Consider the following 22,743-nt stretch of genomic DNA (forward strand, 5'->3'; position numbering starts at 1 on the left):
CGACTTTTCCGATCTCCCCACTCAGATGCGTGAAAAGATTTTCCCTGGTTGTTGTCAAACTCATGTCGTAACTCTCGATAGGGGAACCGCTGGTCTCGCGCGCTGGCCCCCACCGCAGAGGACTGCCGAGTCCGGCCTCACTTCATAACAGGATAACCCGCTTCGAGACGGCACAAGTGTTTGACCAAACCATGGAATTGACGACACTTGCGAACCAACAGACGGCGTCCAGCACAAGTTGAGCGCTCGGCGCGCACGATCTCCTAAGCAGGCGATCGAAGTAGCCGTGCTGCTGTATCGTCGAAACGCAAAAAGGATGGCTTTGGTGTCAATCTCAAATGGCTGCTCGCCGATCACCCCGAGTTTGCCGCCCAGTACGCCGCTCACAAGGCCAGGTTCGCGACGGTTTCTCGGATCGACCTGCCCTCTCGTTCCATTTCCTCCGTTACCTTAGGAGCATTCCGATGCTGAAGGGCTCGTGACTTGTCCTCCAGTTGTCGGACATTTCAGCGTCGGACGGGCTGTCGAAAAGAACAGGAGGCGCATTCCCGGGATGGACGACGCGCTCACGATCACGACTCAAGTCCGGCAGAGAGGAGACCGGCTGCTGCATCCGCTCAACAAATCGCTGCGCACAGCCCCATCTGCGCCGACAGTAGTGAGACATGCCGCCGCCCTGGTGACGTCGGCACCGAATAACTGCGCTCCCCGTGTCCAGATGACTGGGCATTCGGCCTGGGGGCGCGCGCAGGCCCTACGGACGATTGAACGTGCCGATTGGCGACGAAGACGAAATGGGCTCGTTCGTTTTTTTGCACGGCCTCGTACAACTCGGTCCGCACACTGGCTGCACGTCTACATTGTTTCGCGGCAGGTTTGGGCTGCGCGGCGACAATCATCTTGGCCGACCGGCCATGCTGCTTGACGCTATCTATTTGGGCAACTTGCGGGCCTGCCTGTCACCGGAACTTAAGCTATGCGGCAGGTCTCACGCAGAGCTCCCGGTCGGCAATCTACTACGTCGATCTCTGTGTGCGGGCAATCAGCACGATCGAAGCGGCGATCGCCGGTGCTCACGAGCTGGATTCGCGACGCCGTGCGGCCGGATTCAATCAGGCAGCACTCGATACACCAGCGCGTGACGGGATCGGCAACGGGGCGTTCGGGGGGACGCTACCTAGGAACGTGGCGCCGCAACGGCATTCTCCCACCGTCGGCGACGCGCTCGACGATGAGAGAGAGTTGGTTAGGTTCGCCGCACCACGTCTACGGAAATGTACGTTTGCACAGCCTATAGGAGAGGCGTCAACGGGTTGTGCTTACGAGCCCGGCGCAAACGCACTGTCGGATTGGCGTCCAGATCGTACTTCTGCGCGACGTCCGGGATCGAGCGGCTTGGCCCCCTCAACCACTCCGCCATGCTCGCAGACGAATGGCGCCCAAAACCGGCGCAAGCCTATCCTGCCGTCACTCGTTTCAATCTCGGTTTTTTGTCTCCCGGCTAAGCACTTTCAGCGAGGTCGGCCGGGAATTTCCGTAAGGTGGCCAGATGCGTCCGCGGGATACACCCCATGAATCGCTGTTCTTCGTTTGTTTGACCGCACACCGTATCTCATGCCGCGGGATGTCGATCGATCGAGCCTGCATACTGGGCAGGCCGATTTCTGCGTAGTGTTCCGGTCCACTGCCGCGACCTGAATGTTGGATGTCTGCGGGGGCTGCAGCTGGAGTCGGCAATCGCACGCGGATTTTCAAACGTCTTCACACTAGACCTGAACCCTACCCAACTGGCGCAAATCCGGGTCACCAAGAGCGTCGCGAATATTCGCGTTGTACCTACCCCCACTTGTAAACGCAAGGCGGATAGAGACAAGAACCTGCGTCCAATGCGTCGCGTAATCCGATCGCACCCGACAATAACCCATTCCGCGCACGAATTCTAAGCGCAATCATGGGCAAATATCTTCAGCGGCAGCAAACATGACGTGCAGGCTCGACGGGTGAGCGACGCCGCCAAACTTCCAGCGCATCTCTGTGGCACGGCACTGCCTTGACAGATGTTGTTGCGCCTCCGCCACGAACAGAAAAAAGTACGTCATTCCGCAGTGTTCCACTACCGCCCAAGGTAATCCGCGATCGTCCAGACCACGCACGAATGCGGCGTTGACGCGCCAACAAGCGGCATGCACGATCAGTTCGACACAATGCTCACCAGCCGCAAACGGAAGGTCATCATGCCCGCACCGAAGACTTACACGAAAGCCCAATGGGACGAGTTCACACGGCTGCTCGACGCGCTACCGGAAAAACCACCCTCCGAGCGACGCATTACGCTACGCGACGCGATGCCGGCCGTGCGCGCCCACATCGATGCGGCCCGCGCCAAAGGGTATTCGGTCGAACAACTGATCGATCAGGCAAAACAGGCGGGCATAAACGTGACCGTCAGTGCGCTTCGATACGCGCTGCAGGAGACGAAGAAACGACGCGCCAACGCTCGTCGTACAGATGGCACTTCCAACGCGCCCGGCACCACAAAGACCTCTCCCAACCGCCCGGCAAAGGATCCAGTCCGCCAGCAAACCGGTCCAACATCTCACAGAAAGACGGAGCGCGGAAATAATCAACCCGGCTCCATGGTCGTTCAAGATGCGTTCAGTTTCCAGATCAGACCGGATACGGAAAATCTATAAACGTGAAGGCGATATGAACGGAGATGTACGCAGGACGCAACCACAACGAATCTAAACGTGATTTCAACCGTGCAAGATCGCGTCGGAAAACGTGCAGCAACACCAGGGCTGGTTGTCAGCAAAATTTCAACATTCGCGCGAAAACAAGTCCTCTCCATCACAAGTGACGAGCGACTCTCCGCGCATCGGCAACAAACGCGGTGCGCCAAGACTTCCGCCTCAAACACACCGCGGCCGGATCGGCCCCACTTCCGCCCCCGCTTTCAGCCGATCCAGGTAGTCGGCCCACGCCTGCATCATGACGACCCGGTCGTCGATGAACCGCGTGCGGTTGTAGGCACTGCCGAGTGAGTCAGGCACCCGGTGCGCCAGTTGGTGCTCAATGACTTCGGCGGGAAATCGTAGCCGCTCATGCAGGATGGTCCGAGCCATCGCCCGGAATCCGTGGCCGGTGATCTCGGTTTTCGTGTCGAAGCCCAAGCGCTGCAGCGCGGCATTGATCGCCGCGCCGCTCATGGGCTTCCTACGATCACGGCCCGGAAATACACAACGCCATTTGCCGGTTTGCGCCTGCAACTCCTTCAGGATCTCTACAGCCTGGTTGGCCAGCGGGACCAGATGCTCGGTCTTCGTCTTCGAAACAGTAAAGGACCATGCGCGCCGTTCCAGATCAATCTGCGCCCACTCGGCCTGCCTCAACTCGCCGGGTCGCACGAACAGCAACGGCGCAAGTTGCAGCGCCGCGCGCACGACCAGCGTCCCTGAAAAGCCATCGAAGGCGCGCAGCATCTCTCCGACCTTCTCGGGATCCGTAATCGAGGCGAAGTGGGTATGCCGGTTGGGTCGCAGCGCGCCGCGTAAATCGGCGCTTACGTCGCGCATGGCGCGTCCGGTCACCACGGCGTAGCGAAAGATCTGACCGCAGTTCTGCTGAAGCCGGTGTGCGGTGTCGTGAGCACCGCGTTTCTCGGCACGGCGCAACACTTCAAGGACTTCAGGTGGGCTGATGTCGGCAATGGGACGCGAGCCAAGCCAAGGGAAAAGGTCCTTCTTCAGTCGTCCCATGATCTTCTCGGAGTGGCTGGGTGCCCAGCCGGGCGTCTGCTGCTCGAACCACTCGAGCGCGACTGCCTCGAACGTGGTGGCGGCGTTGAGCCGCGCGAGGCGCTTCTTGTCCTTCTTGGCCTGACCGGGATCAATACCATCGGCAAGCATCGCACGGGCTTCGTCGCGCTTTTTTCGCGCATGGGCGAGCGTGACATCGGGATAGACGCCCAGCGCCAGCCTCTTCTCCCGGTCGTTGAATCGATATTTGAGGCGCCAGTACTTGCCGCCAGACGGAGAAATCTCGAGATACATTCCGCGGCCGTCGGAGACCCGGTATGCCTTCTCGCGAGGCGCAGCCCGGCGGACTTCCAGATCGGTAAGAGGCATGGGAGCCCTCCCCTTGCTTTGGGGGCACTAATTTTGGCCACATGGAAAATTTGGCCTGATGCCCCTAAAGCTGCTCTGAAAGGCCCCCGGCTGTCAACGGAAACCCCAATCCCGGAATGGAAACAAAAACCCCGCGAGCCTTACGGGACGCGGGGTTTGCGGAATTCTACGGAACTGCATGGAACACGTGATGGTGGAGAGGAGGAGGATCGAACTCCCGACCTTCGCATTGCGAACGCGACGCTCTCCCAGCTGAGCTACCCCCCCAACGAAAATAATTCTAGCACAGCCATTTTCCCTTTTGCCAAGCCTCCAGCCTCGGGAAAACCTCATCTGGACGGCGCGCCCGCGAGCACCCAGTCGACCACCGTGCGGATATCCGCATCGCTCATCGATTGATGGGCTGGCATCGGAATCATGCCCCATACGCCGGCGCCGCCGTCCTTCACCTTGCGCGCGAGTTTGGCCGGCGCCTGCGCGTCACCCTTATATTTCGCGGCGACCTGCTGGAACGACGGCCCGACCAACTTGCGATCCACCGCGTGACAGCCCATGCACGCATTCGCCGCGGCGACCTGCTGCCCGCGAAGTGCGGCCTCAGCCGCGCAAGCACCCGACGTCATCGTGCCCGCCATCGCACCGACCACCACCGCGAACACAACACACGCAAGCGCCACACCCCGCATCAAGGCACCGCCTTCGGATTGCCCGGCCGAACCGCCGTCGACGAATTTACCGGCGCAGGGGCCTGTTGATCGAGCGGTCGCGCGCTCACCCCCGAATCGGGAATCGCGCCGACCGTCGGCTCACCGACCTCGGGCTGCGAGGCGGCCACCGGCGCCGTCGCGCTCGCGGCCGCAGCGGCCTCCGCTTCCTGCGGCTGTATGTACTGGAACACCTTGACGACCTGCACGACACCCGGCACGCGACTCGTGACATCGGCGCCGACCTTACCCTCATCCATTGTGACAAGGCCCATCAGATAAACGTTGCCGCGCTCGGCCACGACCTTGAAGTTGTTCGCCGAAATGTTCTTCTCGGCGATCAGCGCGGTCTTCACGCGCGTTTCGAGGTAGGTGTCGTTGGTGCGCGACGAGAATGAACTCGCCGGCATGATCGCCAGTTCATTGACGATCGTATTCACGTTGTTCAGGTTCCGCACGATGCTCTCGGCGCGCTGCTTCGACACCTCGCCCGCGACCTCGCCGGTCAGCAGCACGCGGCGGTTGAACACCGTGACGTTCACGTGCGCGGAGTCCGGCAGATTCTGGCTAATCTGCGACAGCGCCTTCACCTGAATCTCGCGATCCTCGGTCTGCGCGCCGAGCGTGCGACGGTCGGTCGCCATCAGCGCGCCGCCGCCCGCCGCGGCCCCGACGGCGAGAAAGCAGCCTTGCAGCGTGGCCGACAGCCCCGCCGCGAACCCGACCACGAGCACGGTTCTCACCAGTGTCTTCTTGATGCGGAATACGCTCATCAACTAGCTCTCCTTCGAAATCAGTCTCAGTCTTCGCCGAGCAACATGGCATCGATGCCGTCGCACAGGCAATGGATGGTCAGCAGGTGCACTTCCTGGATGCGCGCGGTGCGCTCTGACGGCACGCATACGTGGATGTCGGTGTCGCTCAGCACTTCCTGCGCGCGTCCGCCGCCCTTGCCGGTCAGCGCAACGACGATCATTTCGCGCTCATGCGCGGCTTCGATCGCGGCGAGTACGTTCGCGGAATTGCCGGATGTGGTGATCGCGAGCAACACGTCGCCGGGCTGACCGAGCGCCCAGACCTGTTTCGCGTAAATCTGTTCGAACGAATAGTCGTTGGCGATCGCGGTGAGCACGGAGGTGTCGGTGCTGAGCGCAATGGCAGGCAGACCTGGCCGCTCGCGCTCGAAGCGCCCGATCAGCTCGGCCGCGAAATGCTGCGCGTCGGCGGCCGAACCACCGTTGCCGCACGCGAGGATGCGATTGCCGTTGGCGAGAGCGGCGAACATCGTGTCGATCGCGGCGGCGATCGGCATCGAGAGGGTTTCCAGGGCTTCGAGTTTGACTGCCGCGCTGTCGCGGAAGTGTTGTTGGATGCGTTCGACTGACATCGAGTCTCTATCTTCTACCGCGAATGGACCGCACTGTGCGGCCGTGTTGTGAAGGCATACTGCCAGGCTGTGGTCGCCGATAAACTTGCGCTCGCGCGGCACGCGAGCGCAAGTTTATCGCACTCACGCGCGTTGTCCGCGCGGGCTGTCAGAGTTCGTCGGCGCGAAATGCATCGCGCAACCACACGAGCCTGCCGCTCTCGAACGCGACGACGTCGAAACGGCACGCGGGTTCATCGCGCGGGGCGCGGTTCGTCGCGGCGCGAGTCGCGAGATAGTGCCGCGCCGCTCGCACGATGCGCTGCCGCTTCTGCCAACCGATGCTCGCGGCAGCACCGCCGTAGTGCCGCTGCGCACGCGCGCGAACTTCCACGAACACCAGCGCGCCGTCGCGATCACTCATCACGAGATCGATCTCGCCTCCCCGACACGTCACGTTGCTCGCGACGAAGCGCAGACGCTGGCGCTGCAAAAACTCTCGTGCGCGTGCTTCGAAAGCGGCGCCGACGGATTTGGACTGGTGCGCGCAGGAAAAGTTGTGAGCGGTTTTTGGCCTGACGTTGATGGACGTCTTTTGCGCAGTCTCCGGCGCGACCTGCTCGCGCAAGCCCACATGGCACAATGTCGGCCTCGTTCCGTCTGTTTGTGTCTTCCGTGTCATGACTTCTCTCTCCGAACTCGCGCAAGGGCAGCAGTACCCCTCCGCCGCGCTGTATGTGGTGGCCACGCCGATCGGCAACATCGCCGACATCACGCTGCGCGCGCTGCACGTGCTCGGACTCGCGGATCGCATCGCCGCCGAGGACACCCGCAACACCGGTCAACTGCTCGCGCGCTACGGCATCTCGAAGCCGCTCGTTGCCGTGCATCAACACAACGAGCGCGCCGCCGCGCAGCGCGTAATCGAGTATCTGCAGGCCGGCGAGCGTGTGGCCTATGTGTCCGACGCTGGTACGCCGGGCATCTCGGACCCGGGGGCCAAGCTCGTCGATGCCGTGCGCGAGGCCGGCTTCGCGGTGGTCCCGCTGCCCGGCGCGAGCGCGCTCGCCACCGCGCTCAGCGCGACCGGCGACTGGGTCGCGACGTTCTCGTTCCTCGGCTTCCTGCCGCCGAAGCCGAAGGCGCGCGCCGCCGCCTTGCAGACGCTCGCGCAGCACCCTCACGCGATGGTGTTCTACGAAGCACCGCACCGGATCATCGACACGGTGCAGGCGCTCGCCGATACGTTCGGCGGCAAGCGTCGTCTGCTGATCGCGCGGGAACTCACGAAGTTACACGAAGCGCTGCACCAGAGCACCCTGGCCGAAGGGCCAACGTGGCTCGCCGCCGATGCGAACCGGCAGCGGGGCGAATTCGTGCTGGTGGTCGAAGGCGCGTCGCCCGAAGAGGCCGGCGAGCACGATCACGATGCGCTGCTCGGCATCCTGCTCGAAGAATTGACGGTGAGCAGCGCCGCGAAGGTCGCGGCTGTGCTCACGGGCGCATCGCGCAACGCGCTGTACACGCGCGCGCTCGCGCTGAAGGAAGACAAGCCCGACACCTGAGGACAAAGCCGGGCGGGCAAAAGGCGGAAGAGAAAGAGAAAAGGGCCGCATGTCGCGGCCCTTCGCTTGTCTACAGACGGTTGGTTCAGCCGACGCGGCATCACCGCGGCCGTCACGTCACATCACTTGTTCGAATCCGAGTTCGACGCGAGCGTCTCGTTCAGCTCGGCACGCGCTTCCTGCTGCGTGAGCCCTTCGATCTTGACCCGCGCGGTGCCGCTGTGGCGCATGTCGAGCATGCCGGCGGCCGCCATCGACAGGTCGATCACGCGGCCGCGCGCGTACGGACCGCGGTCGTTGATCCGTACGATCACCGAGCGCGAATTGGCCGGATTGGTCACACGCACGTACGAGCCTAGCGGCAGCGTACGATGCGCGGCCGTCAGGGCGTGCATGTCGTAACGCTCGCCGTTGGCGGTGCGGCGGCCGTGGAAGAAGCGTCCGTACCACGACGCACGTCCAATCTGATGGAAGTCCGGAACGTCGACGCCGTCGTCGGTGAGCGGCTTCGCGTCAGCCAGCGATGGCGCAGGCGCGTCCGACGTGCTCGGGCTCGAGGCCGGCGCGCTACCGAACGATTGCGGTCCGAAAGAACTCAGGTGCATGTTCTTCGTACGTTGCGGCGTGTCGTTCGCGGACGTGTCGCTCGCACCCGGAGGCGTGGCGCAGCCGGCCAGTACAAAAAAGGCAAAAAGAGTCCCTAGACCACGGGATAGCCGAGTTTTCATAAGACGTGCAAACACATAGTCGAGCCGCGTCACCCGCGAAACTGCTGGGCATGTTGCTCGCGGCTCCGGCGGTAGGGACGACAACGCGCCGCGCGAATAAGCGCAGTACGTCAAAGCCCGGATACGGCTCACTCAGCCGCTACCGCACGGTTAATTTTCACGTCTGGCGCAACCTGTCCCCGGCAGCCTGACCAGACCCCACATGCCGCCAATCGAACGTGGCAAACACGTTCTTGCGCGCGCAACTCAGCGCGCAGGAACGGCGGCGTAGGCCCCGCCCAGCGTCACGGAGGTTAATTCCGTAGCAGGCGCGCGGCGCCTGGCTGGGCAAGACGTGTGCATCGAACGCATCGATACTTGATGGCCGTCGGCATTCCGACAGCCCTTACTTGAATAGCGAGCGGCATCTCCGTTTTGTGGGGATGCGTCGCCTTGTGGCTGCACAACTCTTGTGCATGGACTCCATTATACCCAAAAAAAAATTTTGGGATGGCGAGCACCCACAATCCTTGATCAATCTTCACATTTATCGCAAAAATGGGCATGCGACAGGCGCGACAATGCCATGCGCAAGCCCGTCGCGTCGGCGACGGAGACTGTCGCGAGGCCGGTACAATCAACGTTTTTCCAGCGCGTCGTTCCAGCCATGAAAGTCACCCTGATCCCCGTCACGCCGTTCCAGCAGAACTGCTCGCTGCTCGTATGCGAGACCACCGGGCGCGCGGCCGTCGTCGATCCGGGCGGCGACCTCGACATGATCCAACGCGAAGTCGTGCGGCAGAACGTGACCGTCGAGAAGGTCTTGCTGACACATGGCCACATCGATCACTGCGCCGGCGCGAAGACGCTCGCCACCCACTACGGCGTGCCGATCGAAGGTCCCCATCCCGACGAACGCTTCTGGCTCGACAAGCTGCCGGATCAAAGCGCGCGCTTCGGCTTCCCCGCGGCCGATGCCTTCGAGCCGGACCGCTGGCTACAAGACGGCGACACCGTGCAGTTCGGCGACGAAACCTTCGAGGTGTACCACTGCCCCGGCCACACACCGGGCCACGTGGTCTTCTTCAGCCGGGCGCACCGGCTTGCGCTGGTCGGCGACGTGCTGTTCGCCGGCTCGATCGGCCGCACGGATTTCCCGCGCGGCAACCACGCCGACCTGGTCCGCTCGATCCGCGACAAACTCTGGCCGCTCGGCGACGACATCACGTTCGTGCCGGGCCACGGCCCGACCTCGACGTTCGGCGCCGAGCGCCGCACGAATCCCTATGTCGCCGACGGAGTGGGCGCATGAGCAGCGAAATCTATGTCAGTACCGACGTCGAAGCGGACGGCCCGATCCCTGGCCCGCATTCGATGCTGAGCTTCGCATCCGCCGCATACACCGAGGACAAGCAGTTGATCGCGACGTTCTCGGCGAATCTCGAACTACTCGAAGGCGCGGCGCCGCATCCAGTGCAAGAAGCGTGGTGGAAGACCCAGCCGGAAGCATGGGCGGCCTGCCGTCAGGACTTGCAGAAGCCCGAGGCCGCCCTGAGCGCCTATGTCGACTGGGTCGAGGCGCTGCCGGGCAAGCCGGTGTTTGTCGCGATGCCGGCCGGCTTCGACTTCACCTATATGTTCTGGTACATGATGCGCTTCGTCGGCCGCTGCCCGTTCTCGTGGTCGGCGCTCGACATCAAGACGCTCGCGTTCGCGATGACCGGCCTGCCGTACCGCAAGAACATCAAGCCGCGCTTTCCGAAACATTGGTTCGACGAGCATCCGCACACGCACGTCGCGCTCGACGACGCAATCGAGCAGGGTGCCCTCTTTTGCAACATGCTGAAGGACTTGCGCGCGCGTCAGCCCGAACTGCCGGGGGACGGCAAGGATGATGGGGACGGCTCAGGGCAAAACGCCGCTCCGGACCCGGTAAATTAGGCAATCTCGCTCGCGAGAGCCGTTTTACATTGCGTTTCGTTTTCGCGCCCTCTACCATTCGTTGATACGGCGACGCTAACGGAGGCGCAGTTGACACTCGATACGTTCTCACAGAAGATCCTGCGCCTGCTGCAGCTCGACGCACGCCGTTCCGTGCAGGAAATCTCCGACCAGGTCGGGTTGTCGAGCACGCCGTGCTGGCGGCGCATCAAGGATATGGAACAGTCGGGCGTGATCCAGCGCTACACGGCGCTGCTCGATCGCGAAAAGCTCGGCTTGCACGTGTGCGCGCTCGCGCATATCCATCTGACGCGTCACACCGAAGGCGGCGTCGAGCAGTTCGAGCGGGAAATCGCTACCTGCCCCGAAGTGACCGAGTGCTACAGCACGACGGGTGAATCCGATTACATCCTGAAGATCGTCGCGCCCGACATCAAGGCGTACGACAGCTTCCTGCACGAACGCATTTTCAAGATTCCGGCCGTCGCGCAGGTGCGCACGAGCGTGGTGCTGCGCGAAATCAAGTTCGATACGCAGTTGCCGTTGTGACGGATGCCGCCGCGGGCGGCATGGAAGTTCGCGGTTTCGGGCGTCCGAAACTGACCAAACTCAGGTGGCGTTGTGAGGCTCGGTGGCGGTTGACCGACCGGCGGGAGCGGTGCCGGTCTTGAGCTCCGCCGCCGAACCGCCTTGCGCGGCCGAGATATCCCGTTGCAGCAGCACGTCGAGCTTGCGTGCGCCGAGACGACGCTTGAGCGCCGTCAGATCGACGCGGCCGAGCGACTGCGCCTCGCTCTCCAGCAAACGAGCGACTTCGGCACCCTCCGCAGCGCGCCCTTCAGCAGACCCCGCCGCCGGCAACACCACCTCCACGTCGAGCCCGGTGCTCAGGTAGTGCAGATTCACCGCAGCGGCCCGCAAGCCACCGGCAGCCAGCGCTTCGTCGACCTCGGCGGTCACGCGCTCCCGCGGCGGCAGATCGAGCGGTGGATGCGCGAGCGCGTCGTTTTCCGGGTCAACGTGAATCAGCGCGTCGAGCACGCGCTTGTCGGTCAGCACACGCAGACGCGCGGACTCCGCGATGTAATGGCCTTCCGACACCGAAATCATCGGATCGACGAGGATATGCGCGTCGACGAGCGCGAAATCGCCCGTCTTGCGCGTGCGCATTTCGTGCACGTCACGCACGCCCGGGGTGGACATCAGCAGCGCGCGCATGTCGGCGGCGGCGGTTTCGTCGAGCGCACGGTCCGACAGATCCTGCAACGCGTCCCAACCGAAGGTCCAGCCCATGCGCGCGACCATGAAGCCGACGATAGCCGCCGCGATCGGGTCGAGCAACCGCAGGCCGGCGAGACTGCCGACGACTCCGATCCCCACCACCAGAGACGACGCCGCGTCCGAGCGGGCGTGCCATGCGTTCGCGATCAGCATCGCGGAACGCACCCGGTTCGCCTCGTGCAGCATGTAGCGAAACAGCGCTTCCTTCGAGACCAGTACGAGCGCCGCGACCGCGAGCGCGCTCATATGCACGGCGGGAATATTTTGTAGATCGGCGAGCCGCGTACCGGCGCGCCACAACATACCGACGCCGACCGAGATCAGCAGCGCGCCGAGAAATAACGACGCGACCGTCTCATAACGGCTATGTCCGTAATTGTGATCGGCATCGGGTTTTGCCCCGCTATGCCGATTGGCAATCAGCACGACAAAATCGGAAATGAGATCGGCGAGCGAATGGACACCGTCGGCAACCAGCGCCTGCGAGTGCGCGATCGTACCGATGATGATTTGCAGCGTCATCAATACGGTATTGACCGCAATACTCGCAAAGGTACTCTTGCGGGCAACGCGTTGTTTCTCGGCGGTTTGGGCGATCGCGGCGGACGGCATGCTGAAAGGCGGAAAGGTCAGTTGTTGCTATTGTACCCGCCACGACTCGCCTGTGCAGGGACGGCCGCGAAAAAACCTTTTTAAATCAGGCGCTTATCTAAACGAAAAGCATTCGCGTTCCAGCTACCTGAAGTGCATGCGACAGAAACCCGGCGCCGCAAATGACAAAACCGCGCCCTGAACGGTGCGCGGCTTTTTGAGATTCTGCAGCAGGCTATAAACGCGGAGGCTCGCCAGTATTCGCATTACGTGCACGCAACCGTTACCATCCGCAGCATCGCGATTACTTCTGGATCAGAAACTTTTCGCGATCAAGACCGGCGATCCAGCGCGGCGGCTTGCCGCGACCGGACCACGTGCTGCCGCTTTCAGGATCACGATATTTAGGCGCGACGCCTGCGCGCGGCCGGCTCGCTTTAGCGCCCTTTGGTGCGCGGCCGCCGCCGAGTTCGCTCAGCGAAATGCCGTAGTCGGCCATTTTCTGCTTGATTTCATTCAAGACTTCCGCGTATTCGCGCGACTTCGCTTCTTCAATCTGCTTTTCGAGCTTCTCGCGCTGCGCGAGTAGTTCCTTGTAAGAAGACATAGGTTCCCTTGTGGTATGGATAAATGACGCCGGTCTTTTGCCGACTCGCCTTTGAAGGTTTCATGCCTCGGAATTTGATGGCGAGATTAACACAAAATAGAAAGGCTGGATAAGCACCCGGAAAAATTAATTTAAATTCGTTTCAAAAAGTTTCCTGCGTCGCTTCTGGGTCGGACTACGTCCTTTCAAATAGGTGATTTCGCACGTCGCTGAAAAAATTCCCCGGTGTGCATATTGATCCGATTTAACTATCAGAAAATGAGACTTGAGCCGTCTATTGCGCATCAAACATTTCACGGCATGAAAGCTTTGACTCGGATAAGCACGCACTTTTGATACAGGCGTCCGTTCGTCGCGACTGGCACACGCTTGTTTTTCCGATGAACGATAAATGCTTAATCCGCATGCCGCTCGATGCAGACTTGGAGCGCCGCGTGCAATGTTCCGGTATCGGACCGCGCGTCATCGAATGCGAAGCGGCGGCGCACACCGTTGCGTTTCAGATCGGCGCCATAACGGTCGACGCCCAGCAATTCGACGCCGCCCGCGCCACTAAACCGGCGACCGAACTCCGCGATCAGCGCGTCCTCGTCGCTGGCGGTAAGCGGGGGCAGCGGATCGAGTTGCGCGCCGTCGAGCCAGCCCATCGCGCCGAAGCCGCCGATGTAGCGCAGCCGCTCGATCTCCATGATCCAGAACGTGAAATCGCCCAACGCCAGATAGCGCTCCGCGTCCGGGTGATAGCGCAAGTAGCGCCGCACCAGTTCCGGGTTCGAGTCGACCGGCTCGAAGCGGCCGAGCAGCGTGACGCGCTGGCTGCCCAGCACGTCGCCATCGGGTGTGTCGACGGCCAGGAAACCGGCGCGCGGATCGGCGTGCAGGTTGTGTGTGTGCTCCGCGAGCCGGCTCACGAGGATCGTCGGACGATGCCGCGCGTCCGGCGCGAACGGCAACACCGACGGATACGGAAACCCCTCGGGCTGGCGAGCGTGCGTGGCGAGCGTGCCGACCGCAGCCGTGTGCAGCAGATGCAGCGGAGCGTGAGCGGGAATATTCAACTGAGCGTTCCTCGGGTGAATTTGGAATGAACGGGAGAGCGTTGAGGCACAAAAGCCGTCACGGGCAGCAATGCAAAAAGCAACGGCGGCGCACCAAAGCATGACATGCAGCAATCCCGCTTCGTTGCATCTCCGGCCCATCAATCGTATGCGCCCGATCCCACGGCTCCAAGCGTTAGCCACCACGCTTCGATAAAATCGGAGATCCGCTTTCAATGCGCTTTCTCGCGCCCTCCGCCTCGAGACCTCCGTGCCCGATCACCACGCCTCCGAATTCGCCGTCCTCCCCGCCGCCCATCGCAACTTGTCCGTCACCGCACGGCAACACGCACGGATCGCCACGATGGCGCTGTTTTTCATCGCCGGCATGATGTACGCGTCGTGGGGCGTGCACGTGCCGACGGTGCGCGATCGCTTCCATCTCAATCCGGCGATGCTGTCGTTCGCGTTGTTCGCGGTGGCGGGCGGATCGATCGGCGCGATGGTGACCAATGCGTCGTGGATCGCGCGGGTCGGCACGCGCCGGGCCTGCCTGGCCGGCGGCCTCGCGATGGCCGCCTGCGCGGCGCTGATTCTGGCCGTGCCCGCGTACTGGATTCTGCTGGTCGTGCTGGCCGTCTTCGGCGCCGGCATGGCCACGCTCGACGTCGCGATGAACGCCGAAGCGAGCGCCGTCGAAAAGGCGCTCGGCAAACCGATCATGTCGTCGCTGCACGGCATGTTCAGCCTTGGCGGCATGTTCGGCGCGGCGGTCGGCGGCGCGCTGCTGTCGCGCGGCATGGCGCCGGCCCTGCATCTTGCGCTCGCCGCGGCGACCAGCGCGCTCGTGCTGGTGCTCGCCTGCCCGTCGGTGTTGCCGCACGTGCCGCACGCCGAGCATCCCGATGCCGCGACGCCGCGCGCGAGCCGCTGGCGCTCGCCGGCGCTGTGGGCGCTCGGCACGATGGCGCTGGTCGCCCTGATCGCCGAAGGCGCGATGTACGACTGGGCCACGGTCTATATGCGCGATGTCGTGCTCTCGACACCCGCGCTCGCCAGCGCCGCCTACGCGGCGTTTTCCGGCGGCATGGCAGTCGCGCGTTTTGCCGGCGACGCGGTGCGCGCCCGCTTCGGCGCACCCCAGCTCGTGATGATCAGCGCGGCGCTCGCCTGCGCGGGGATGGTCGACGCGCTGGTGCTGCCGAATCCGGTGGCAGCGCTCGCCGGCTTTGCGCTGATCGGCCTGGGCCTCGCGAACATGATGCCGGTGCTGTTCGCGGCGGCGGCGAGCGTGAAGGGCATCCACGCGGCCGAAGGGCTCGCGCACGTCGCGGGGCTGGCCTATTTCGGCTTGCTGCTCGGACCGGTGATCATCGGCGCCGTCGCGCAGGTGACCAATCTGACGATCGGACTGTCGGTCGTCGCGGTGTGCGCCGCGATGATCGCGTTCGCCGGGCCGAAGGTGCTGCGGCGTTTGAAGATCTGACAGGAGCGGTGAACAAAAGAAAAGGCACGCAAGCCTCGCGGCCCACGTGCCTCTCAAGCTGCGAATCGAAGTGCGGCGCGACGCCGCCTTCGATCACACCGAATTTACATCTTCACGACGTCGAGCAGCGTCTTCTTGCCTTGCTTGTAGTTGTACAGCGAGATCACGCCGTGCTGCAGGTCGCCCTTCGAGTCGAACGTCGTTTCGCCGATCACGCCCTTGTAGTCGGTCGCCGGCATCGCTGCCAGAATCTTCGCCGGTTCGGTCGAGTTGGCGCGCTTCATCGCGTCGACGATGATGTACACAGCGTCATACGTGAACGGCGCGTAAATCTGGATCGGCTGGCCGAAGCGCTTCTCGTACTTCGTTTCGAACGCCTTGCCGCCTGCCATCTTTTCGAGCGCCATGCCGGCTTCCGAGCAGACGATGTTGTCGGTTGCGTCGCCGGCCAGGTCCGACAGCTTGTCGGTACACACGCCGTCACCTGCCAGCACCTTCGCGCGCAGGCCGAGCTGCTTTGCCTGCTTGGCGAACGGGCCGCCGGTTGCGTCCATGCCGCCGTACATGATCGCGTCGGGGTTTTCACCCTTGATCTTGGTCAGAATCGCGCGGAAGTCGACGGCCTTGTCGTTCGTCGCGTCGTGCGATACGACGTTCAGACCGAGCGCCTTCGCCGTCTTCTCGAACTCGTTCGCGAGACCCTGGCCGTAAGCGGTCGAGTCGTCGACGATCGCGACGCTCTTCACCTTCATGCCCTTCGCCGCGTAGTTCGCGAGTGCCGGGCCTTGCTGAGCGTCGGTCGCGACGACGCGGTAGGTCGTCTTGAAGCCTTGCTGAGTGTAGGCCGGGTTCGTTGCCGACGGCGAGATCTGCACGATGCCCGAATCGCTATAGATCTTCGATGCCGGGATCGAGGTGCCCGAGTTCAGGTGGCCGACCACGGCGACGACCTTGTCGTCGACGAGCTTCTGCGCAACCTGCGTAGCCGTGCGGGGGTCAGCCGCGTCGTCTTGCGCGTCGAGTTGCAGCGTGACCTTCTGGCCGCCGATCGTCAGACCCTTCGCGTTGATTTCCTCAACGGCCAGGCGCGCGCCGTTCTCGTTGTCCTTACCCAGGTGAGCGATACCGCCAGTCAACGGCGCAACGTGACCGATCTTGATGACCGTGTCGGCCGCGGCCGATGTTGCCAACGTCGCGAACAGCAGAGCGGCAGCGCTGATCGGCAACAGCTTTTGAATTTTGATGCTCATGTAAGTCTCCAGTTTCGGTCAAAACAACGTAATCGCCCTGTGCCCCGCTTCCCCTACACGTGTCGCTCAGTCCCGTGGACGACCACGCCGGTTGCATCGTTCATGCACTTGGCCAGTACGTTTACCGGACTGTTTATGACAGTTGGTAAACCGTACTTGCGCGCAAGTGTAGGCCAACAAATTAATTTGCGGGAGTTTTTTGAGAAAGTGGGAACAACACTAATAGCGCAGTTCCTGCGCGAGCCGCTCGCGGCTTGGGCGAGCGAGCCGGAAAGCCCCGTCCCATGCGGGTTTCCGCTAATTGGGAAGTTTCTCCGCGGGCGCGGATTTAGTCTTTTTCCGGCTTCTGTCACATAAGATTCGAAGGGTTTTTCAACTCAAAAATGTGGCGTGCCGCACAGGAATGTGACAGCGGTAAAAAACTTAAATCAACCTTAAATCGACCACGCAATCAACGCATGAACCCGGCGACTCGCGCAGAGGCCGCCCGCCATTCCTGCTCGAGCTGCGCCATCAGTTCAGCCGCGCCGATTGCTTCGGCGCGCGTGCGCCCGAGCGGCGCACCCTGCCCCGCCCACAGCGACAGGTAGTCGCCGTTCTGCGCGCGCGCCGCGTGTTGCCGCAGCTCCTGCGTCAACGCGTTTTGCACCGGATACGGCGCGATGCTTTCCGCCGATTCGCGCAAACGTTGCATCAACGGATTGCGGATGCCGCGCGCGTGACGGCCCGTGATCGCGCGCGTCACCGTGGTCGACGTATCGGACGTGCCGCGCACGCGGGTTTTCCATACCTCGGGAATCGCGCTCTCGCGGGTGGTCAGAAATGCGGTGCCCATCACCGCGGCTTGCGCGCCTAGCGCGAGTGCCGCGACGATGCCGCGACCGTCCATGATGCCGCCGGCCGCGAGCGCCGGCAGCCCGGTCGCGTCGACCAGTTGCGGCACGAGCGCCATCGTGCCGACCAGCGCATCTTCGAATGCGCCGATGAACGTGCCGCGATGCGCACCTGCCTCCGCGCCTTGCGCGACGATCGCATCGGCACCCGCATCGCGCCACGCGATGCCCTCGGCAACATGCGTCGCAGTCCCAACTACATAGCTGCCGCCCGCATGCAAACGCTCGACGTCGGCCGCCGAAAGCAGTCCGAACGTGAAGCCGGCGACCGGCACACGCAAGTCGATCAGCGCCTCCAGTTGCGCGCGAAAGTCAGGCGCATAGTGTGCGAGCGGCTGGCCCGGCGGCAAACCGAGCTCGGCACGCAGCGGATCGATCACGTCGAGCGCGCGACGCACGGTCGCTTCATCGGGCGAGACGGGATCGAGCACGAACAGATTCACGCCGAACGGGCGATCGGTCAGCGCGCGAATCGCCGCGACCTCGCTCGCGATCTTTTCGGGTGCGAGCGCCGCGCCCGCGAGAAAACCAAGCCCGCCCGCATTCGACACCGCCGCGACGAGCGCCGGCGTTGTCGCGCCGCCGGCCATCGGCGCCTGCACGACGGGTACCCGCAGCTGGAAGCGCTCGGCAAACGGCGTCACAAAACTGCCTTCGTTCATGTTCGTTTCCTTTCCGGCGCAAAGCCGTCGATGTGCTCATCCATGCGCTCGCCAAGATGTCGCGAGATGCGCCGACACACGCGAGCCATTACGCGCTGACTGTACCCGTCCGCGCCATCGCGGAGAAATGAATAATCGAGATCGTTTCAATCGCCTTACGAGAATCGAAGCGCGCCGCATTGGCCGCGAGGCCCCGTCCCGCCTCGCTGCAAGCCGGTTCTTTTGATGGCAAACTAACCGCCCGTTGCAGGGCCGCGTGGCCTTGAGCGTTTCGTACACACCGACCTCGCGCGGCGTTCGCGCAAGTCAATGGAGAACAGCATGAGCACGACTTCCCGATGGATCGACATCCCGGCCGGCAACGACACTTTCGGCGGCTATCTCGCGCTGCCGAAGGGCGGCAAGGGACCGGCCGTCATCATCATTCAGGAAATCTTCGGCGTGAACAGCCATATCCGCTCGGTCGCCGATCAGTACGCGCAGGACGGCTATGTCGCGCTCGCACCGGACGTGTTCTGGCGCGTGCAGCCGCGCGTCGAGTTGACGTATGAGGGCAAGGATCGCGAAAAGGGCATCGAGCTGATGCAGAAGACCAAGGTCGACGACGCGGTCGCCGACATCGGCGCCGCCGCGGCCGCCTTGCGCGCGCTGCCGGAAGTGACCGGCAAGGTCGCGGCGATCGGCTACTGCTTCGGCGGCCGTCTCGCCTATCTGGCCGCAGCGGCCGGTTCGGTCGACGCCGCAGTCGCCTACTACGGCGGCGGCATCCACAACCATCTCGACAAGGCCGCGAACGTCAAGGTGCCGATGCAGTTCCACTACGGCGAGCTTGACGCGCATATTCTGCCGTCGGACATCGGCCAGATCCAGGAGCGCTTCGCGGGTCGTGCCGACGTGCAATTCAACATCTACCCGAACGCGGATCATGGCTTCAACTGCTCGGATCGTGCGTCGTACAACCAGCACGCGTCCGCGTTGGCGCATGGCCGCACGCTGACGTTCCTCGGCGAGCGGATGTAATTCGCGGTTCCGGCAATTAGCCGGACCGGCCGCGTCACTGATGTGATCGCCAGCTCGCGCATTTGAAGTGAGCATTCGAATTCACATCAGTCACGTCGGCGCTCAACTCAGGTACTCTGTGAAAGACGGCGTGTCGGCCGACACGCCGTCTTTCACATGCGCGACGCCCGAGCGGAGCAACGCGAAAATCGAGCGAAACGACGCCGTCGCGCGTGCATGGCCTGCCGCGAATTCGACGCGGCATGCCAACCGACCGCGAGGGCTCAAACGACGTGCTATCAGACTATCTCGCTCATGACGCCATCGGCCTCGCCGAACTCGTGCGCACGCGCCAGGTTAGCGCGCGCGAATTGATCGACGTCGCGATCTCGCGCACCGAGGCCGTCAATCCCGCGATCAACGCAGTCGTTCTGAAGGACTACGATGCGGCCCGCCAGCGCGCGTCGCGCGACGACGCAAATCGCGCGAATAGCGCCGACGGCGTGAACGGAACGGACAACTCCTCCGCCCACGCCGCGCTCGCCGGCGTGCCGTTCCTGATCAAGGATCTCGGCGCGCCCGTGGCGGGACTGCGCATGGCCATGGGCAGCCGCCACTACCGCCACTTCATTCCGACGCAGGACGCGCCGGTCGTCGCGCTCGCGAAAGCGGCGGGTCTGAACATCTTCGCGAAGACCAGCACCTCCGAGCTCGGCCAGATGCCTTATACGGAGCCCGAACTATTCGGCGCGTGCCGCAATCCGTGGAATCTCGATCACACGCCGGGCGGTTCGAGCGGCGGCGCGGCGGCGGCGGTCGCCGCCGGCGTGGTGCCGCTCGCGCATGCGTCGGACGGCGGCGGCTCGATCCGAATTCCGGCGTCATGCTGCGGACTGTTCGGCCTGAAACCGTCGCGCGGTCGCGTGCCGCGCGCGGCGCAGGCCAGTGCCGGCGAACTCGGCATCGATCACGCCGTCTCGCGCAGCGTGCGCGACAGCGCATTGCTGCTCGACCTGCTGGCGGGCAACGCCGAGCGGCCGGCCGGCGCGCCCGGCACCTTTCTCGGCGCAACCCGCGAGCCATGCAAGCCGCTGACGATCGCCTACGTGACGGAGCCGATGCTCGCGCCATCGTTATCGGCCGATGCGCGCGCCGCGCTCGACGACGCCGCGCAACTCGCGAGCTCACTCGGCCATCGTCTGGAGCCGGTGTCGCTCGGCGTCGATTTCGCGGCGGTCCGTCATGCGTTCTTGACGCTGTGGTCGGTGACCGCCGAAGACCTCGTGCTGAACGCGGAGCGCATCACCGGCCACAGGCCGACGCGCGGCGAGTTCGAAATTTCGACGTGGGCGATGGCGCACGTCGGCCGCAAGATCGGCGAGCAGGGTTTGCCGGCCGCGCTCGACGAACAGCGCCGCATCACCGCGCGTCTGACCGATCTGCTGAACCGCTATGACGTGCTGTTGTGCGCGACGCTCGCGTCCGCGCCGATCAAGATCGGCGAGATGCGGCCGAGTTCCGTCGAGCGCATGCAAATGCGCGCGGTCACCACGATGCCGCTGGAACGATTGATGAAGAGACTGCTGTTCGAAGCCTCGAACAAGGCATTCGCTTGGGCCGGTTGCACGGAGCTGTTCAACCTGAGTGGCCAGCCGGCGATGTCGGTGCCCTTGTACTGGAACGCGCGCGGGCTGCCGATCGGCGTGCAGTTCGCCGCGCGTGTCGGCGGTGAGGCGACGCTGTTCAGACTCGCCGCGCAACTCGAGGCGGCACGGCCGTGGTTCGACAGGCGCCCACCATTGATGAAAGCGCGGCGCTAAAAAATCCAGCGGCCGGCTGCAATCCGCATCTGGCGCAAAACGCCACGATGCACGCAGTCGCGGGATGCGCCGCGATGTCGCCGCGCATCCCGCGCAAAGCCCTGCTAGCACATCACACGCAGGCTCGATCAGGCCTTCTTGTTATAAGCGCTGCACCAGCCGGTGGCAGCGACCTGTTTGCCCGCGAACATCGGGCAGCCGCCGTAGGCATCGCCCGCCTTGCCCTGGAAGAAGCTGCAGTTGCTGCATTGCTGGCCTGGCTGGAATTTGGCGAATTTCGCCTTGTCGACCTTGCTCGCGTCCGCCTTGTAACCAAGCGCCTGCGCGGTCGGATCGGTTTCGGAGACTTTCGGCGCGTCGGCGAACGCCTGGCGCGACAGTGCGAGTGTCGATGCCACACCGATGCTGGTGATCAAAAACGTACGACGGGAAGATCTCATGGGGACTCACTCCATTTATATTGGAATCAACGCCGTTCTGATGACAGCGTTCGCCAAGCATAGCAACGAAGCCGTCTCCGGTGATATTCCAAATGCTGGAGATAAGCGGATCGGTACGGTGTAATCGCGGGCTTACGCGCGCCCCGCCAGCTCGCAGACCCGCTGCGCGATCGGCAGTGATGCCGTCAGACCCGGCGACTCGATGCCGAACAGATTGACGAGCCCGCGCACACCATGCGCGGCCGGCCCCTGAATTACGAAATCGGCGGCGGGTTCACCAGGACCTGAAAGCTTCGGACGAATGCCCGCGTAAGCCGGCTGCAACGCGTTATCGGGCAAGGCCGGCCAGTACGCGCGAATCGCCGCATAAAACGACTCCGCGCGGCGCGGATCGACGTCGTAATTGATCGCGTCGACCCACTCGACGTCGGGACCGAAACGCGCCTGGCCGCCGAGATCGAGCGTCAGGTGCACGCCCAGGCCGGCCTCGTTCGGCATCGGATAGATCAGGCGGCTGAACGGCGCGCGCCCCGAGATGCTGAAGTAATTGCCGCGGGCGAAGTAAAGCGGCGGCACGTGGCGCGGGTCGAGCCCGCGAATCTTGCGCGCGAGCGCGTTCGCATGCAGACCCGCGCTGTTGATCACGCAGGCGGCGCTGATCGTGGTGGGCGCCGCACCGCCGACCGCGATCGTGAAGCGGCCGTTGTGAGCCTCGATCGCCTCGACCGGCGCATGAAACGCGTACACGGCGCCGTCACGCTCGGCATCGCCTTGCAGCGCGAGCATGTACTGATGACTATCGACGATCCCCGTCTGCGGCGAGAACACCGCCTCCACGCATTCGAGCGCTGGTTCGAGCGCCTGCGCCTGATCGCCGGTGATGCGCATCAGGTCGAGCACGCCGTTGTCGCGCCCTTTGGCCATGATGCTTTCGAGCTGCGGAATCTGGTTGCGCGACGTCGCGACGAGCAGCTTGCCGCAGCGCGAATGCGGCACGTTGCGCTCGGCGCAGTAGTCATACAGCATTTCGCGGCCGCGCACGCACAGCGTGGCCTTCAGCGATCCGCGCGGATAGTAGATGCCCGCGTGAATCACTTCGCTGTTGCGTGAACTCGTGCCCACGCCGATCGCGTCGGCGGCCTCCAGCACGATCACCTCGCGCCCGCGTGCCGCGAGAGCGCGCGCCGTCGCGAGGCCGATCACGCCGGCACCGATCACTACACATTCGATCTGATCCATATCCGTTGACGCGGCGCATCGCACCGCG

At 63.5% G+C, this 22,743-nt stretch carries 21 protein-coding genes and 1 tRNA gene; 8 read left to right on the plus strand and 14 right to left on the minus strand.

Annotated elements, in window-relative coordinates; all coding sequences use genetic code 11:
• Window positions 1-2,183: 2,183 nt before the first annotated feature.
• Window positions 2,184-2,693, plus strand: coding sequence for a hypothetical protein (locus tag QFZ91_RS14060; protein WP_429567578.1), 510 nt, complete (start codon window positions 2,184-2,186; stop codon window positions 2,691-2,693).
• Between the two features lie 219 nt (window positions 2,694-2,912).
• Here the strand turns inward: QFZ91_RS14060 and QFZ91_RS14065 are convergent, their stop codons facing one another.
• From QFZ91_RS14065 to QFZ91_RS14090, 6 genes are all read right to left on the minus strand, one after another.
• Complete coding sequence (locus QFZ91_RS14065) at window positions 2,913-4,127, minus strand: tyrosine-type recombinase/integrase (RefSeq protein ID WP_368716785.1); 1,215 nt, start codon at window positions 4,125-4,127, stop codon at window positions 2,913-2,915.
• A gap of 191 nt (window positions 4,128-4,318) precedes the next feature.
• Window positions 4,319-4,394, minus strand: a tRNA-Ala gene (locus QFZ91_RS14070).
• Window positions 4,395-4,456: 62 nt separating this feature from the next.
• Window positions 4,457-4,813 carry a c-type cytochrome gene (locus QFZ91_RS14075; RefSeq protein WP_429568640.1) on the minus strand — a complete coding sequence of 119 codons (357 nt, stop codon included), beginning with the start codon at window positions 4,811-4,813 and terminating at the stop codon, window positions 4,457-4,459.
• Window positions 4,813-5,604 carry a BON domain-containing protein gene (locus QFZ91_RS14080; RefSeq protein WP_176380706.1) on the minus strand — a complete coding sequence of 264 codons (792 nt, stop codon included), beginning with the start codon at window positions 5,602-5,604 and terminating at the stop codon, window positions 4,813-4,815. Before QFZ91_RS14080 ends, QFZ91_RS14075 begins: the two co-directional genes overlap by 1 nt.
• A 26-nt stretch (window positions 5,605-5,630) precedes the next feature.
• Window positions 5,631-6,218, minus strand: a complete 588-nt coding sequence (locus tag QFZ91_RS14085) for a phosphoheptose isomerase (RefSeq protein WP_176122307.1) — start codon at window positions 6,216-6,218, stop codon at window positions 5,631-5,633.
• Window positions 6,219-6,366: 148 nt separating this feature from the next.
• Window positions 6,367-6,879, minus strand: coding sequence for a YraN family protein (locus tag QFZ91_RS14090; protein ID WP_429567579.1), 513 nt, complete (start codon window positions 6,877-6,879; stop codon window positions 6,367-6,369).
• On the opposite strand from QFZ91_RS14090, the gene rsmI reads away from it, so the two are divergent.
• Entirely contained in the window at window positions 6,878-7,762 is an 885-nt protein-coding gene (rsmI, locus tag QFZ91_RS14095) for a 16S rRNA (cytidine(1402)-2'-O)-methyltransferase (protein WP_429567580.1), read from the plus strand. The genes QFZ91_RS14090 and rsmI overlap by 2 nt on opposite strands.
• 122 nt (window positions 7,763-7,884) lie before the next feature.
• On the opposite strand, the gene QFZ91_RS14100 is transcribed toward rsmI, so the two are convergent.
• Complete coding sequence (locus QFZ91_RS14100; RefSeq protein ID WP_176122309.1) at window positions 7,885-8,490, minus strand: septal ring lytic transglycosylase RlpA family protein; 606 nt, start codon at window positions 8,488-8,490, stop codon at window positions 7,885-7,887.
• Between the two features lie 646 nt (window positions 8,491-9,136).
• Between QFZ91_RS14100 and QFZ91_RS14105 the strand changes: the two genes are divergently transcribed.
• The 3 genes from QFZ91_RS14105 (at window position 9,137) to QFZ91_RS14115 (ending at window position 10,959) form a co-directional block, all read left to right on the plus strand.
• Window positions 9,137-9,781, plus strand: coding sequence for an MBL fold metallo-hydrolase (locus QFZ91_RS14105; RefSeq protein WP_429567581.1), 645 nt, complete (start codon window positions 9,137-9,139; stop codon window positions 9,779-9,781).
• Window positions 9,778-10,410 carry an exonuclease gene (locus QFZ91_RS14110; protein WP_013088123.1) on the plus strand — a complete coding sequence of 211 codons (633 nt, stop codon included), beginning with the start codon at window positions 9,778-9,780 and terminating at the stop codon, window positions 10,408-10,410. The genes QFZ91_RS14105 and QFZ91_RS14110 overlap by 4 nt, the downstream gene beginning before the upstream one ends.
• 90 nt (window positions 10,411-10,500) lie before the next feature.
• Entirely contained in the window at window positions 10,501-10,959 is a 459-nt protein-coding gene (locus QFZ91_RS14115) for an Lrp/AsnC family transcriptional regulator (protein ID WP_012431468.1), read from the plus strand.
• A 60-nt stretch (window positions 10,960-11,019) separates the two neighbouring features.
• Here QFZ91_RS14115 and QFZ91_RS14120 read toward each other — a convergent pair whose 3' ends face one another.
• The 3 genes from QFZ91_RS14120 to QFZ91_RS14130 form a co-directional block, all read right to left on the minus strand.
• Window positions 11,020-12,303, minus strand: a complete 1,284-nt coding sequence (locus QFZ91_RS14120) for a cation diffusion facilitator family transporter (RefSeq protein WP_429567582.1) — start codon at window positions 12,301-12,303, stop codon at window positions 11,020-11,022.
• A gap of 283 nt (window positions 12,304-12,586) precedes the next feature.
• Window positions 12,587-12,889, minus strand: a complete 303-nt coding sequence (locus tag QFZ91_RS14125) for an H-NS family nucleoid-associated regulatory protein (protein ID WP_008921239.1) — start codon at window positions 12,887-12,889, stop codon at window positions 12,587-12,589.
• A 395-nt stretch (window positions 12,890-13,284) separates the two neighbouring features.
• On the minus strand, window positions 13,285-13,947 hold the full coding sequence (locus tag QFZ91_RS14130) for a HugZ family protein (RefSeq protein WP_429567583.1): 663 nt from the start codon (window positions 13,945-13,947) through the stop codon (window positions 13,285-13,287).
• Window positions 13,948-14,197: 250 nt separating this feature from the next.
• On the opposite strand from QFZ91_RS14130, the gene QFZ91_RS14135 reads away from it, so the two are divergent.
• Complete coding sequence (locus QFZ91_RS14135) at window positions 14,198-15,412, plus strand: MFS transporter (RefSeq protein ID WP_429567584.1); 1,215 nt, start codon at window positions 14,198-14,200, stop codon at window positions 15,410-15,412.
• A 104-nt stretch (window positions 15,413-15,516) separates the two neighbouring features.
• Here the strand turns inward: QFZ91_RS14135 and QFZ91_RS14140 are convergent, their stop codons facing one another.
• Entirely contained in the window at window positions 15,517-16,662 is a 1,146-nt protein-coding gene (locus tag QFZ91_RS14140; RefSeq protein WP_018436890.1) for a branched-chain amino acid ABC transporter substrate-binding protein, read from the minus strand.
• A gap of 451 nt (window positions 16,663-17,113) precedes the next feature.
• Entirely contained in the window at window positions 17,114-18,217 is a 1,104-nt protein-coding gene (locus QFZ91_RS14145) for an NAD(P)H-dependent flavin oxidoreductase (protein ID WP_429567585.1), read from the minus strand.
• Window positions 18,218-18,538: 321 nt separating this feature from the next.
• On the opposite strand from QFZ91_RS14145, the gene QFZ91_RS14150 reads away from it, so the two are divergent.
• A complete protein-coding gene (locus QFZ91_RS14150) occupies window positions 18,539-19,237 on the plus strand; it encodes a dienelactone hydrolase family protein (RefSeq protein ID WP_013088117.1) in 699 nt (232 codons plus the stop codon).
• Window positions 19,238-19,479: 242 nt separating this feature from the next.
• Window positions 19,480-21,036, plus strand: a complete 1,557-nt coding sequence (locus QFZ91_RS14155; protein WP_217910395.1) for an amidase — start codon at window positions 19,480-19,482, stop codon at window positions 21,034-21,036.
• 128 nt (window positions 21,037-21,164) lie between these two features.
• Here QFZ91_RS14155 and QFZ91_RS14160 read toward each other — a convergent pair whose 3' ends face one another.
• Window positions 21,165-21,476 (minus strand): high-potential iron-sulfur protein, encoded by a 312-nt coding sequence (locus tag QFZ91_RS14160; RefSeq protein WP_176380697.1) that lies wholly within the window; start codon window positions 21,474-21,476, stop codon window positions 21,165-21,167.
• Between the two features lie 132 nt (window positions 21,477-21,608).
• Window positions 21,609-22,715 carry an NAD(P)/FAD-dependent oxidoreductase gene (locus tag QFZ91_RS14165; protein WP_176122315.1) on the minus strand — a complete coding sequence of 369 codons (1,107 nt, stop codon included), beginning with the start codon at window positions 22,713-22,715 and terminating at the stop codon, window positions 21,609-21,611.
• Window positions 22,716-22,743 lie beyond the last annotated feature (28 nt).

Origin of the sequence: Paraburkholderia sp. JPY419 (genome assembly GCF_050435705.1) — a bacterium.
Taxonomy (GTDB): domain Bacteria; phylum Pseudomonadota; class Gammaproteobacteria; order Burkholderiales; family Burkholderiaceae; genus Paraburkholderia; species Paraburkholderia youngii.